A 13,854-nucleotide genomic window follows, 5' to 3' on the forward strand; every position below is an offset into this window, starting at 1 on the left:
CTCGTTTTAAGATAACGAGGGCTTAGGCTCTCTGGTAGCTATGTTCCGAATCGTTTGGTTAGTTCAATATATTGTTTGGATAAATGATTAAACTTATTTTTGTTTCCTTCATCGATAGCATGATCGATTTCCTTTTGTAGCTTCTTTTTCTCGCTAGTTAACAGCACTTCAGAAAGCAGCATGTCAATGTAAAGGTCTAATACATAGGATTCTTTTAACTTCTTCTTTTTCATTGCGTTTTTTTTCATCAGCTCTGTGTATGATTTTTCATTCATGAAAATCACCTCAACGCTTTTTACTATTATATGTTTTTTTCTTCTTTATTCAACTGATTTTTTTAAATTTTAAGAAAATATTTTTTAGTGGTAAAATTATGAACAATTTAGTAACATTTTGAAAATATTGAATTTTGATGGTAAATATCTGGTATGATTAGGTAGAAAATACTATTTTGAGGAGATGTAGAAAAAATGAATATGCCAATTGTCCCGCCATTAATAGAAGAATATGAAATTAATCCGAATACAATGATTATTATGCCTGTCACATATGGCAGCAAGATTTATTCGAGAATTATGGAGTTTGAGGATGAACTTGTGTCTCCATTTAAACCTTTTGACATTATTAAGAAAAGCTGTCTTTTCTTCGGAAGCAGCTATGAAGGAAGAAAAGAAGCCACAAAACAATTAACTGGAATTACCCACAAAGCACCTATTACGATAGACTCCACTAACTTCATTTATTTTTTTCCAACTACTTCAGCGAGCAACCCACAATGTATTTGGATTTCACAAGAGCATATTCATTTTCATCGTCCTACAGATACAGCTAATACAAATGTTATATTTAAAAATAAACAATCTTTGACTATTCCGATCTCCTATAATTCATTTAATAATCAGCTTTTACGGACTGCATTGTTAAAAACAACACTCTCCAGCAGAATTGGTGAATCGGAAAGAAAGGGCTGGTATTTCATTAATGGCAGCAGGAATATTAATGCTTCGGAAAGATTAGGAAAGTATACTTCGAGAGGAATTGAGTAAGCTAGTCTCAGAAGCATGATAGTCATGCTTCTGTTTTTTTAGCTAATAAGATTGTTTAAGTTTATTAATGTACTAAAGTAAAATGCGTTTTCAATTAATTATCTGCTAATAAGATCGCATAAGTAAAACTAAGGCATTCGCTAAAAAGGACGTGGCGAACGCCAAGTTTTACTAAAGTTCAGCTTTTGAGTGCCGCTTATATAAATAAAATTCCAATAACTCTTGCACCTTGTTGCGGATGCGGGGATTGAAGTAGTTATGATGCTCTTCGTAGCCTTTATATAAGAACATAAACATTGTAAAAGCTTCATCCCGTTTTAGCTCCTCAACTTTAAATTTATTTCTGTTCATATATCGCTTTACATCGGCCAGTTCTTTTTGAACAATTTTCAGTGTTTCCTCAATCAAATTTAAATAAGGCTGTTTGAGCTTAAAAGGGCTCTTGTTAATAACGATAAGATCACGATTTAAAATAGTTAGCACCATTGGCAAATAGATAGCCTGTTCTATAATATTTCGATCCTTCTCAGGGATTCTCGTCATAATTGCCATTCCCCCTATAAAGTGAAATGAATTAAGCAAATCGTAAGCGCCCCGCTCACCCTTAGGTATAGCATAAATCAGGCTGCCAAGAAGGATTTTCTGTAACCTTCTTGGCGGACTGACCGAAATGTGGAGGAGACTGCTTAGGAGCCGCAACTAGACAAGCTTACGACCTGAGATGTCGACAAAAACGCGACGTTCTCCCAAAGGCTTCCCTTTTGGTCGTGTGCTGTATCGCTGACGCAGCTTACCTCGTCCTCTCTTGTACGGTGGAGCTACATATTTCTCTAACTCGAAAAAAATTATTTATATCCCAAAACAGAACATTTGTTCTGTTTTTATTTTATAGCTAAAGTGTTTTTAATGCAAGAGACATTCTTTGTCGAATTTATTATGAACTCAGCTTTTCCTATTATTGCAAAAACATGCTTGAACCGTATTATCAAAAGATTAGGCTGTGTTAAAGCTGAGTGTTGATCATGCGAATTTGTTTTTGATTGGAGAGGAAAGCGAGTGCCTGCAGCGGAAATCAACAGGGAAGTTTAACATAGTTAAAGATAAAAAAAGAGCAGGAAAATTGTTTCTAGTGTCGAAATAATTAAGAACTAAAATTAGGAAGGAGAAAAAAGATGAAAGAAAAAAGAAAGATAAGAGCAGAGGATCTTTATCAGCTGAAATCAGTTGCTGACCCGCAGCTAGCTGCAAATGGCAAGGATTGTGTCTATGTTGTAACAACAATGCTAGAGAAGGAAAATAAATATTGCTCTAATTTGTATTACATAAATGTAGACGAAAAGAATAGTCCAGTTCAATGGACTTTTGGGGAAAACAGGAATTCTTCTCCTTGTTGGTCTGCTGATGGAAAAAGGTTGGCATTTGTCTCAGACAGAAGTGGCAAAGGTCAAATCTATGTGATGGATGTAACAGGAGGAGAGGCACGTCAATTAACGACTTGCCCAAACGGTGCATCGAATCCAGTGTGGTCACCAGATGGCACAAAAATAGCGTTTAATATGGCAATTAAAAACGGTGAATCATTATCTTCAACTGATGATAAGGACAAGAAAGAGGATAAAAAGCCAGTCCCACTAGAAGTAGATAAAATGAAATATAAATCTGATGCTCACGGTTTTTGGGCTGGGAAATACAATCAAGTTGCAATCGTAGATGTTCAAAAAGGAGAGGTAGAGCTACTGACATCAGGGGATCATGATTATCAGCTGCAAAGCTGGTCACCGGATGGAAAATATATCGCTATTACAGCTGATTTAAGTAAGGATAAAGATGCGAGCTTTATCAGTAATGTTTACGTGATTCATACAGATACGAAAGAATTAAAAAAGCTTACTGAGGGAACGGGCTACTTTGGAAATGTAACTTGGTCACCAAATGGAAAATATATGGGAATGGTTGGCCATGAAAGAGAATTCGAAAATGCAACTCTTTCAAAGATTTGGATATATAATATGGAAACAGAAAAAATCCAATGTTTAACTCGTGATTCAGATTTATTAATTGGAGATTATGCAATCGGAGATTTTCAGCAAGGTGCAGTGACACCTGGTATACTATGGGGAGAAGATAGTCATAGTTTTTATTTCATAGCAACCGATCACGGCAATACCGTTGTATACTATGGTTCTTTAGCTGGTGAAATGTATCCAGCATTATTGGATCGTCAGCATGTATATGGACTTTCAACTGGTGGAAAAGTAGATCGTGCTGTAGTCGCTATCAGCAAGCCATCATACCCAGGGGATTTATTCCTGTTAAATGTCTCTACAGGCGAATTAGAGCAACTGACAAATGTGAATGAAGAAATCTTAGCTGAGATTGTTCTTGCTGATTCAGAGCCTACCCGTTTTAAAACTTCTGATGAATGGGATATGCACGGCTGGATCATGAAGCCGGTACATTTCGAAGAAGGGAACAAATACCCGCTAGTTCTCGAAATTCACGGTGGACCACATGCTATGTATGCCAATTCATATTTTCATGAATTTCAATGTCTGGCGGCTCTCGGGTATGCAGTTCTATTTATAAACCCACGTGGAAGCCATGGATACGGTCAGGCATTTGTCGATGCAGTTCGAGGTGACTATGGCGGCAAAGATTACGAGGATATTATGGATGCCGTTGATTATGCATTAGCTAACTATGATTTTATTGATAAGGATCGTTTAGGTGTAACTGGGGGAAGCTACGGCGGATTCATGACAAACTGGATAGTCGGACATACAGATCGCTTCAAAGCAGCTGTAACACAGCGGTCCATTTCAAACTGGATCAGTTTTTACGGAGTAAGTGATATCGGCTATTATTTTACAGATTGGCAAATAAAGAGCGGTCTGCATGATATCGAAACACTTTGGAAGCATTCCCCGCTTGCTTATGTAGATCAGATGGAAACACCGCTCCTCATTCTTCACAGTGAAAAGGATTATCGCTGTCCAATTGAGCAAGCAGAACAATTATTTATTGCATTAAAGCATCGTAAGAAAGAAACAAAATTTATCCGTTTTCCAGAAGAAAATCATGAATTATCAAGAAGCGGGAAACCAAATTTAAGAATTTGCCGTCTAAATTATATTACCGGCTGGTTTAATAATTATTTAAAGTAAAGCTCTGTTAATATCATGCCTGTGGGGTATGCGGTCAGATTTTTGATCTATCTATTAGATCATATTCTGAACGCACACCATACAGGTTTTTTTGGCTAAAAGGAAAGTTTAAGTTTATTAACGTACTAAAGTAAAGTGTGTGTACAATTAAATATCTGCTAATAAGATCGCATAAGAAAAACTAAGGCATTCACCAAAAAGGACTTGGCGAACGCCAAGTTTTTCTAACACGTTAAGAAAGTATAAATTGCCAGTGCAGAAGATGATTCGATGTAGTTTCCAATTTTAGGAATTAAGTACGACGGACAGGATGTCCTAGTCGGGCGAATGCCACAGGACGTGGCATGTATGAGCGCGATAAGTGCAACTACGCCTCTGTCTTCGCCTTTTCAAGGCTCGCCAATCGGCGAGTTTTCTTTAGCAAATAAGAATTGTAACCTCTAACGGAAATGATTATTTTTAAAGGACAAATTATTATAGAAAATGATAAAGTATTGAAAAAACTTGGTATCTTCAAAGCAGAAACTTTATTGATATTATTAGATTACTTTAATAGTTAATAAACTTAATTTTCCTTTTAGCCAAGAAATACCATTAGAAGGAAGGAAACTTTTTTAGAAGATAAGTAGTCATATATATTTGAAGGTTAATTTTCTATTAATGATAGAAGAAAGGATAATTAAAATGAGATCAGAAAGATATAAAGAAAAAAAGCCTAAAAAGAAGAAGTGGAAAATATTCGTTCTTATTCTTTTTCTGCTATTTTTCGGTACAATAGGCTATTCTTATTTTCAATATAAGCAGGGAGTATTACAATCGAAAGAAAAGACAGGAGTTGCTGAGCAAGAATTTGAGTTTCATGGCAATAAAGGCAAGAACGGAGAAACAAACATTCTTCTTCTGGGAATCGATAAACGTGGAGAGAGAACTTCACGTTCAGATACTATAATGATAGCGCAATATCATCCAGATAAAGACTCATACAAATTAATTTCTATCATGAGGGACACGTATGTGAATATACCTGGACATGGAAAAAATAAAATTAATGCAGCTTTTGCTTTTGGAGGTCCAGAATTAGTAAGACAAACGATCAAAGAAAACTTTGATATTGATCTCCAATATTATTCAATCGTCGACTTTGAAGGCTTTGTTAATCTAATCGATGAAGCTTTTCCACAGGGAGTTGAAATTGAAGTTGAAAAGGCAATGTCTGAAAACATCGGAGTTACATTACAACCAGGACTGCAAAGGCTTGATGGTGAGCATCTCCTCGCTTATGCTCGTTTCCGCCATGATGCAGAAGGAGATTTTGGCAGGGTTGAACGCCAGCAAAAGGTTATAAAAGAGGTGGCTAACCAGTTTGCCAGCTTCCAAACGATCACAAAGCTGCCTAAATTAGTAGGGGTTATGACACCGTTTGTAAATACAAACATGGATCCAACGGATATACTCTATATTGGAAAAGACCTTATTTCAAAAAATAATCGTGATATTGAAACTTTACGCATTCCATTGGATTCTACTTACCAAAATAAGAGAATAGGTGGAGGCATTGGATCAGTCTTAGATATCGACTTTGAAAAAAATAAGCAAGCAATTCATGAATTTTTAGCCAATTAGCATTCTTTTTACCAAAATGGGTGTACAATTAAATAGAAAGAGGTAAAAATATGTAATGAGGCACAATCTTTAATTAGAAGAATAAAAAGCAGTTAGTGATAAACAAGGAGATCATGAATGGAATTCGAGGTACTTAAGGACTGGTTAACACTAGATCATATAATGGAACTAATAGAAAAGTATCGATCATTCGGCCCGCTGCCGGGAATTTTGCTTCCTATGCTTGAAGCTTTCTTGCCATTTCTACCTCTATTTTTATTTGTAATCGCAAATGCTAATGCATTTGGATTATGGTTGGGCTTTTTATTATCATGGATAGGGGCCGTCCTTGGTGCAATGTTAGTTTTTTTAATTGTACGGAAATTTGGTCAAAAGCGGATGCTGCAAGTACTTAAAAAGCATCCAAAGGTTCAGAAGCTAATGGCCTGGGTGGAAAGACATGGGTTTGGCCCCTTATTTATTCTAATATGTTTTCCATTTACACCATCCGCAGTTGTAAATATTGTAGCGGGTCTATCCAAAATTAGCATAGCCCAATATTTGCTCGCTGTATTAACAGGTAAAATGGTCATGATTTTTACAGTCAGCTTCGTTGGATATGACATAAAATCACTCATTACACAGCCAATCCGATCCGCAATGGTTGGTGTTATTATTTTTATTCTTTGGTATGTTGGAAAGAGAATAGAAATAAAAATGAATATTAAAATGGAAAGAGAAAGGAAGTTTCAAAAGTAAGAACATTCTAGCTCAACAAGGAGGGAGAGCAGAGTTGAAAGAGAGCATTAAAAAAGAGGGTATCGAGTGGATAAAGGCCTTTGCGATAGGGATGATCATCTTTATTTTTATTCGTACATTTTTCTTTTCCAATTATGTTGTTGAAGGTGTATCAATGGAGCCAACCCTCGAAAGCGGGAATAAGTTAATTGTCAATAAGATTGGAAATCAAATTGGAGATCTGCAGCGATTTGATGTCATTGTTTTTCATCATAATAAGGAAGAAGATTTTGTGAAAAGAATCATTGGACTTCCTGGAGATAAAATTGAATATCGCAATGATGAACTTTATATTAATGGTGAAAAAGTAAATGAACCATATCTTGAAAAGTATCGTGAAAACTATCAAGAAGAAGCATTTGGAAGCATGCTCACAGCTGACTTCACTTTAATGGAGGCTACTGGAGAGGAAACTGTTCCAGAAGGAAAGCTGTTTGTCCTTGGGGATAACCGCCCTAAAAGCTGGGATAGCCGTCACTATGGCTTCATCTCTATGGATCAAGTAGTCGGAAAGGTTAATTTAAGATATTGGCCGATAAATGAGATGGATATTTCATTCTAATTTAGACCATAAATATAATTGACTTCCATTTTCGCAAGGACTCGTATAATCGGGTCCTTTTTTATTGGCTGTGTTAAAGCTTAGTGTTGAAAATGCTATTTGGTTGTTGATTGGAGCGGAAGGCGCGAGATCCTCGAAAATGCATTCGCATTTCCTTCGTGCGGTGATAATTCGGGGAAGATTATTCAATGTCCTGCGGGAGAAGCGAGTCAAAGGGAGGCCCCGCAGGAGCGATAGCGACGAGGAGACTTCCGGACCGCCCGCGATCGCTAAGTGCCTGCAGCGGAAATCAACAGGGAAGTTTAACACCGCCTTTTTATTAGAAGGAAAAAGGAAACTAATTGGAGAATTAATGTAAATATTGATATTGGAAAATATGACCAGAGGGGAGGGAATACTTTGTATAAATCTATGCCTATAATTAAAACAAAGCTTATCGTTCCAAATGTGAAGGAAGAATCTATTAGAAGAGCGGCCCTATCGAAAAAAATGAAAACGATTTCCAAATATCCGTTAACAATTATTCATTCTAGTGCTGGCTATGGAAAAAGTACAGCGCTTGCTCTCTTTGTAAAGGACGAAAAAAAGACCTGCTGCTGGTATTCGATAACGGCAGCAGATGATGATATTCTTCCTTTCCTATCTTATTTAATTTACACGGTTCAAGCTTCTTTCACTGAGTTTGGAAGAGATCTGGCTTTGATAATGAAGGATATGGACAGATACATAAGGGAAGAAGAAATAAGTATGCTTTCTTCACTATTTATCAATGAACTGCTTACGATAGAAGATGAATTATATCTCATTCTTGATGATTTCCATCAGATTGAACAATCTTATACAGTTAATAGATGGATGGAACTTCTCCTTGAGCATATTCCAGCAAATATACATATGATCATATCAAGCCGTAGCCGCCCTGCATGGAAGAGGCTTACAAAAATGAAGGTATGTAATCAGCTGCTTGAAATGACGAAAGATGATCTAATTATGACAATGGAAGAAGCGGAACTCCTGCTTAGTGATTATTATGATGTAAAGGTTGGAGAAAAAGAATTAGAACAAATTTATTTGTTAACAGAGGGATGGGTTATTGCCATTGGAATGATTGCACAACAATTTCCCGAGCATGAAAATCTATCAGGTCTTTGTGCACAGCCGTCCCAGTCCCTTCAGGATTTATTTCAATATTTAGCGCTAGAGGTCTTTGCGAAGCAGCCACCAATTCTGCAGCAGTTTTTAGAACAAACAAGTATTTTCGATGAATTAAACGAAGAGATTTGTGATTCAGTATTAGGCTTGAATGGCTCTTTAGCCATACTTGAGCAAATTGTAGAAAAAAATCTGTTCATCTATCGAATTGGAGATAAACAATTTAAGTATCATGCCCTATTCAAAGAGTTTTTGGAGAGCCAATTAAAAGAAAAGAATCCCGAAGCCTTTCGGGCATTGCATGAACTTACTGCGAGATATTTTGAACGGAGGAAGCGGTGGGAAGAAGCTTTGCTCCATTATGAAAAAATCAATTTAAAAGATGCTGTCGCTTCTGTCCTAAATGAAGTGGGACCAATGATGTTAGAAAATGGAAAGTTAGAAAATCTTTATGACCGCTTAATATCCATTTCTGATAATGATAAGAATAGGTTCTATTCCCTCTGGTTTTTGCAGGGAGAGGTTCTTCGTTACCGCTCTATGTACAATGAAGCGGAGGAATGTTACGGCAAAGCTGCCAAAATAGCTGCTGATAAAAATAATTTATTAGAAATAAGTAGAGCACTAGAAGGGCAGGCAAGAATTTATCTTGATACGACTCAGCCGAATAAAGCGGAAAGAATTCTTTATCAGGCAATTAAAATAAGAGAAAATAATAAAATTGAATCAGAGGGAGAAACGGGTAAGCTTTATCAGCTTCTTGCAGAGAATCTATTAAACTCGGGACAGTATTTAAAGGCAGAAAAATGGATTAAAAGAGCACAGCTTTTGAACATTCCACAATTTAATGGCAATTTAGAGGCTAGATTATATTTAAGAACCGGAAGATTTGAGAAAGCTAAAAAAATATTGGTTCATGATAAAAAGGAAACAGTAACTGCAGAGAAATCATTATTGCCTCAATCTCATAGGGAAACTGAGCTTCTGCTATCACTAATAGAGGCTTTTTGTGGTAATGGTATTCAAGCTAAATCCTATGCACAGGAAGGAATACAGAATGGGATTAGCACAAAGTCACTGTATGTAGAGGCTTGTGGCTGGATTAGAATGGGACACGCCATTCAAATTGTGAATGACTATGATAAAAATTTAGCCAAACAGTGTTATGAAACAGCTCTTGAAATCATGAATAGGCTAAGAATAGAAAGAGGAAAAGCAGAGCCATTGATGGGACTATGTATTCTATATGGAAATAAAGGAGAATATGAAAGAGCGATCGCTGCTGGGGAAGAAGCTCTAGTTGAAACGGAAAAGGTAAAAGACATTTGGTTATCGGCTCTCATTCAGCTATCAATGGGAATAGCATCTGTTTATAGCGGACACTTCACAAATGGTTTGGCATATATCGATCAATCAACAAAAATTTTCAATCAGTGCGGGGATCAATATGGATACATGCTCTGTCTATTTTGGAAAACATACACTTATTATTGTCAAAATGATTCTTCATCATTTCTTGAATATCTCCCTCTTCTATTAAAAGAAGTTCAAACTGGGGAATATGAATATATATTTAATAAAAGGACGTTTTTAGGACCAAGGGATTTACAAATATTTGCCCCTATTCTCATTGAGGCAGAGAAGAAGAACATCATGACGCGATATGTAGCAAAACTGCTTCAGGAAATGAATTTATCAAAGCTTGATTCTCATCCCGGATACACATTAAGAATCCATACCCTGGGAAAATTTCAAGTATGGCTGGGAGAGAAGGAAGTAGAAGAAAAGGACTGGCAGCGAGGGAAAGCAAAAGAATTGCTGCAATTATTTATTACCAATCACGATAAATTAATTCCAAAAGATGAAATTTTTCAGCTTCTATGGATTGATCAGGATGAAAAAAGTGCTGCTCGTGACTTTAAAGTTGCTTTGAATGCTTTAAATAATGTACTTGAACCAAATAGGAAGGCAAGAGGTACTCCGTTTTTTATTATTAGAGATGGGACTGCTTATGGATTAAATCCACATGCAGTTCTAGAGTTAGATAGTCATAGCTTTGAACAATGGATTGCCTCAGGATTACAAGAAAATGAGCAGGAAAAGGCAAAGGATTACTTGGAAAAGGGGCTTAAATTATACAAGGGGGATTATCTGCCAGAACGAAGATTCGAAGATTGGTGTATTAATGAAAAAGAAAGGTTAGCCGTCTATTTTATAAGAGCAGCAGAAAAGCTTGCACAGCTTTATGTAAGAAATGAAGAATATGATAAAGCCGTACACTGGTGCGGAAAAATACTTGAAAAGGATCGAACATGGGAGGAAGCATACAGACTCATGATGTATTGCTATTATAGGAAAAATAATCGCCCATTTGCTCTAAAGTGGTATCAGAAATGCTGTGAAACTCTAAAAGAGGAACTTGGAGTTTCTCCACTTGATCCGACACGCCACATGTATGAAATGATAATAGAAGCCGGAAATACTTTGAACTCATTCTGAGCAGCCCTTAAAGGCTGCTTTTTCTTTTTGCTTATGCTTGTCGGGGCTGAAAAGTCGCTTGCGCTTTTCTTTGTCTAGCTCCAGCGACTAGCCCCTGTGAGGCTTGTCTTATGCTTGTCGGGGCTGACCAAGTCGCTTCCGCTTTTCTTTATTTGTAACTCATTTGTAACCCTCATTCAATATGATTGCTTTAGAGTTGAGAGGCTTTTATTTAACTAAACATTAGGGGGAAAGAGGATGAGAGCACTGTCTCGTAAAATGGGTTTTATTTGCTTTCTGATTCTAGTGATGGTATTCACTAGTGCATGCAACTCAGAAAAAGCTGGAAATGAGGAGAATAATTCAAAAGAACCGGGTGAAGCAAAAAACAGTGAGCCGATCAAAATCGGTGTTCTTGCATCACAGACTGGAGGGTTGGAATCCTATGGAAAGCAAACTTTACAAGGATTCGAACTAGGACTTGATTACGCAACAAACGGTACAAGAGAAGTAGCAGGCCGAAAGATTGAAGTATTTGTAGAGGATACAGAAACTAAGCCTGAAGTCGCTGTTCAGAAAGCAACAAAGCTTCTTGAGGAAAATGGGGTAGATTTCTTAGTAGGCTCCTCCAGCTCAGGAGACACACTTGCCGTACTGCCGCTTGCTGAAGAGTATGAAAAGATAATGGTGGTAGAACCAGCCGTAGCGGATTCGATTACAGGATCAGAATTTAATAAATATATTTTCCGGACAGCTCGAAACTCCTCACAGGATGCTGTTGCGGGTGCTGCGGCAATTGCCGATAAAGGAGTTAAGATTGCTACGCTAGCACCAGATTATTCCTTTGGACGGGATGGAGTACAAGCATTTAAGGAAGCTGCATTAAAGCTTGGCGCAGAAATTGTTCATGAAGAATACGCAGATCCGGCTGCAACGGATTTTACATCAAATATTCAAAAAATTATCGATTCTAAGCCTGACTATTTATTTGTCATCTGGGCTGGTGCAAACTCTCCATGGAATCAAATTGCAGATATGAAGGTTCAGGAAAAAGGAATAAAAATTTCCACTGGTGCACCAGATATTGCTGCTTTAGCAACAATGGAGCCGCTTATTGGAATGGAAGGATTCACTGTTTATTATCATGATTTACCAAGTAATGATATCAACAAATGGCTAGTTGAAGAGCATAAAAAACGCTTTAATGGGGAGGTCCCAGATCTATTCACCCCAGGAGGGATGAGTGCAGCAATCGCTATTGTTGAGGCATTAAAGAAAACAGAAGGAGACGCAAAAACAGATACATTAATTAAAGCAATGGAAGGGATGAGCTTTGAAACACCTAAAGGCAAGATGACTTTCCGTCCTGAAGATCATCAGGCGCTTCAAACCCTATATGCAATTAAGCTCGAGAAGAAGGATGGCGTACCCTATCCTGTTCCAATATTAATGCGTGAACTGAGCCCAGAAGAGACAGAACCGCCGATTAGAAACTAATGGTCTTCGGAATTATTCCTTAGAATGAACTTCGGTTATGTTACCGAAGTTCATTCTTTCTATTAATAAATTTTTGAAAAGTAGGCGGTGAAGAAAGTGGAACCTATCATAGAAACAAAAGGACTATCCATTTCTTTCGGTGGTCATACTGCCGTAGATGGTGTAAATATATCAGTGCCAAAAAATCACTTTAAATCAATCATTGGTCCTAATGGTGCTGGAAAAACGACCTTTTTTAATTTATTAAGTGGTCAATTATTACCGACCAAAGGGCAAATTTTCTTCAGAAATAAAGAAATTACAAAAATGTCACCAACAGAAAGAACATGTCTTGGGCTAGGGCGCTCCTTTCAGATTACAAATGTTTTCCCGAACTTAACTGTATTAGAAAATGTAAGACTAGCAGTCCAATCACAAGCTGGTACCCGTTTTCAAATGCTTGCGCATTATAAGAAATATCGAATATTTGAAGAAAAGGCTGCAGAATGGTTAGAACTCGTGCTTCTTGACAATAAGAAGGAGATTGTTGCAAGAAACTTAGCACATGGTGAGAAACGAAAGCTTGAAATTGCCATGCTCTTAGCACTAAATACGGAGGTTCTTCTTCTTGATGAACCGACAGCAGGAATGTCAGTTGAAGAAGTGCCGGCAATTTTGGATGTTATTAGAAAAATCAAGCGTGGAAATGATCGAACGATTTTATTAATTGAACACAAAATGGATATGATTATGGATTTATCAGACTCCGTCATGGTTTTATTCAATGGCAAATTGCTTGCTGATGGAACACCAAATGAAATCATGAAAAATGAGATTGTTCAGTCCGCGTATTTAGGAGGGTTGTACGATGTCAACTCAGTTAAAGCTTAGTGAAGTTGAAACGTATATAGGACAGTATCATATTTTGCAAGGGGTTTCTTTTGAAGTGCGAGAAGGTGAGGTAACTGTCCTGCTTGGCAGAAATGGAGCTGGAAAGACAACAACACTTCGCACGATTATGGGGCTGAATCCTCCATCAAAGGGAGAGGTCATTTATAAGGGGGAAGTGATACAAGGCTTACCGACGTACACGGTCGCACAGAAAGGCATCGGCTATGTTCCAGAAGATCAGGGGATTTTTTCAGGTTTAACAGTTGAAGAAAATATGAAAGTAGCTATGAAAAATAATGATGATGCAACAAAGGAAAGATTAGATTGGATACTAGAGCTATTTCCAGATTTAAAAAAATTCTGGAAAAAACAAGGAGGGCTCTTAAGTGGAGGGCAAAAACAAATGCTGTCCATTGCAAGGGCATATATCAATGAAAATGATCTTTTATTAATTGATGAACCAAGTAAGGGGCTGGCTCCAATTGTCGTTGAAAAGGTAATGGAAACGATATTGCAAATGAAGGAAAAGACAACAATCGTTCTCGTGGAACAGAATTTCATGATGGCAAGCACGATTGGAGACAAGTTTTATATTATTGATGACGGAAAAACAGTAAGCGAAGGATCAATGAATCTTTTAAAAGAAGATGAAGAAATGAGGAGAAAATATTTAGGGATTGCGTAA

General features: G+C 37.2%; 11 protein-coding genes. 9 read left to right on the top strand and 2 right to left on the bottom strand.

Translation table 11 applies throughout. The features are described from left to right. Nucleotides 1-38: 38 nt before the first annotated feature. Nucleotides 39-275 (bottom strand): IDEAL domain-containing protein, encoded by a 237-nt coding sequence (locus KHA94_RS01050; RefSeq protein WP_213100317.1) that lies wholly within the window; start codon nucleotides 273-275, stop codon nucleotides 39-41. Between the two features lie 195 nt (nucleotides 276-470). Here KHA94_RS01050 and KHA94_RS01055 point away from each other — a divergent pair, with 195 nt between their 5' ends. Next, a complete protein-coding gene (locus KHA94_RS01055; RefSeq protein WP_249365259.1) occupies nucleotides 471-1,046 on the top strand; it encodes a competence protein ComK in 576 nt (191 codons plus the stop codon). 171 nt (nucleotides 1,047-1,217) lie between these two features. Here KHA94_RS01055 and KHA94_RS01060 read toward each other — a convergent pair whose 3' ends face one another. Then, nucleotides 1,218-1,589 carry a YhjD family protein gene (locus KHA94_RS01060; RefSeq protein WP_213100318.1) on the bottom strand — a complete coding sequence of 124 codons (372 nt, stop codon included), beginning with the start codon at nucleotides 1,587-1,589 and terminating at the stop codon, nucleotides 1,218-1,220. Between the two features lie 629 nt (nucleotides 1,590-2,218). Here KHA94_RS01060 and KHA94_RS01065 point away from each other — a divergent pair. From KHA94_RS01065 to KHA94_RS01100, 8 genes are all read left to right on the top strand, one after another. Then, nucleotides 2,219-4,210, top strand: a complete 1,992-nt coding sequence (locus tag KHA94_RS01065) for a S9 family peptidase (protein ID WP_213100319.1) — start codon at nucleotides 2,219-2,221, stop codon at nucleotides 4,208-4,210. A gap of 684 nt (nucleotides 4,211-4,894) precedes the next feature. Next, complete coding sequence (locus KHA94_RS01070) at nucleotides 4,895-5,833, top strand: LCP family protein (protein WP_213100320.1); 939 nt, start codon at nucleotides 4,895-4,897, stop codon at nucleotides 5,831-5,833. Between the two features lie 117 nt (nucleotides 5,834-5,950). Next, nucleotides 5,951-6,571 (top strand): TVP38/TMEM64 family protein, encoded by a 621-nt coding sequence (locus KHA94_RS01075; RefSeq protein WP_213100321.1) that lies wholly within the window; start codon nucleotides 5,951-5,953, stop codon nucleotides 6,569-6,571. Between the two features lie 34 nt (nucleotides 6,572-6,605). After that, complete coding sequence (gene lepB / locus KHA94_RS01080) at nucleotides 6,606-7,172, top strand: signal peptidase I (RefSeq protein WP_213100322.1); 567 nt, start codon at nucleotides 6,606-6,608, stop codon at nucleotides 7,170-7,172. A 399-nt stretch (nucleotides 7,173-7,571) separates the two neighbouring features. Next, complete coding sequence (locus KHA94_RS01085) at nucleotides 7,572-10,823, top strand: AfsR/SARP family transcriptional regulator (protein WP_249365260.1); 3,252 nt, start codon at nucleotides 7,572-7,574, stop codon at nucleotides 10,821-10,823. Nucleotides 10,824-11,060: 237 nt separating this feature from the next. Beyond that, on the top strand, nucleotides 11,061-12,299 hold the full coding sequence (locus KHA94_RS01090; protein WP_213100323.1) for a substrate-binding domain-containing protein: 1,239 nt from the start codon (nucleotides 11,061-11,063) through the stop codon (nucleotides 12,297-12,299). A 96-nt stretch (nucleotides 12,300-12,395) separates the two neighbouring features. Continuing rightward, nucleotides 12,396-13,169 carry an ABC transporter ATP-binding protein gene (locus KHA94_RS01095; protein ID WP_213100324.1) on the top strand — a complete coding sequence of 258 codons (774 nt, stop codon included), beginning with the start codon at nucleotides 12,396-12,398 and terminating at the stop codon, nucleotides 13,167-13,169. Then, entirely contained in the window at nucleotides 13,147-13,854 is a 708-nt protein-coding gene (locus KHA94_RS01100; RefSeq protein WP_213100325.1) for an ABC transporter ATP-binding protein, read from the top strand. The genes KHA94_RS01095 and KHA94_RS01100 overlap by 23 nt, the downstream gene beginning before the upstream one ends.

It is taken from the genome of Cytobacillus citreus (assembly GCF_018343665.1).
Taxonomy (GTDB): Bacteria; Bacillota; Bacilli; order Bacillales; family Cytobacillaceae; genus Cytobacillus; species Cytobacillus citreus.

Bases quoted from the DNA above. Each gene is read 5' to 3' on its own strand.
- KHA94_RS01075 (WP_213100321.1), top strand. From the start codon at position 5,951: ATGGAATTCGAGGTACTTAAGGACTGGTTAACACTAGATCATATAATG.
- KHA94_RS01070 (WP_213100320.1), top strand. From the start codon at position 4,895: ATGAGATCAGAAAGATATAAAGAAAAAAAGCCTAAAAAGAAGAAGTGG.
- KHA94_RS01065 (WP_213100319.1), top strand. From the start codon at position 2,219: ATGAAAGAAAAAAGAAAGATAAGAGCAGAGGATCTTTATCAGCTGAAA.
- KHA94_RS01055 (WP_249365259.1), top strand. From the start codon at position 471: ATGAATATGCCAATTGTCCCGCCATTAATAGAAGAATATGAAATTAAT.
- KHA94_RS01050 (WP_213100317.1), bottom strand. From the start codon at position 275: ATGAATGAAAAATCATACACAGAGCTGATGAAAAAAAACGCAATGAAA.
- KHA94_RS01100 (WP_213100325.1), top strand. From the start codon at position 13,147: ATGTCAACTCAGTTAAAGCTTAGTGAAGTTGAAACGTATATAGGACAG.
- KHA94_RS01060 (WP_213100318.1), bottom strand. From the start codon at position 1,589: ATGACGAGAATCCCTGAGAAGGATCGAAATATTATAGAACAGGCTATC.
- KHA94_RS01090 (WP_213100323.1), top strand. From the start codon at position 11,061: ATGAGAGCACTGTCTCGTAAAATGGGTTTTATTTGCTTTCTGATTCTA.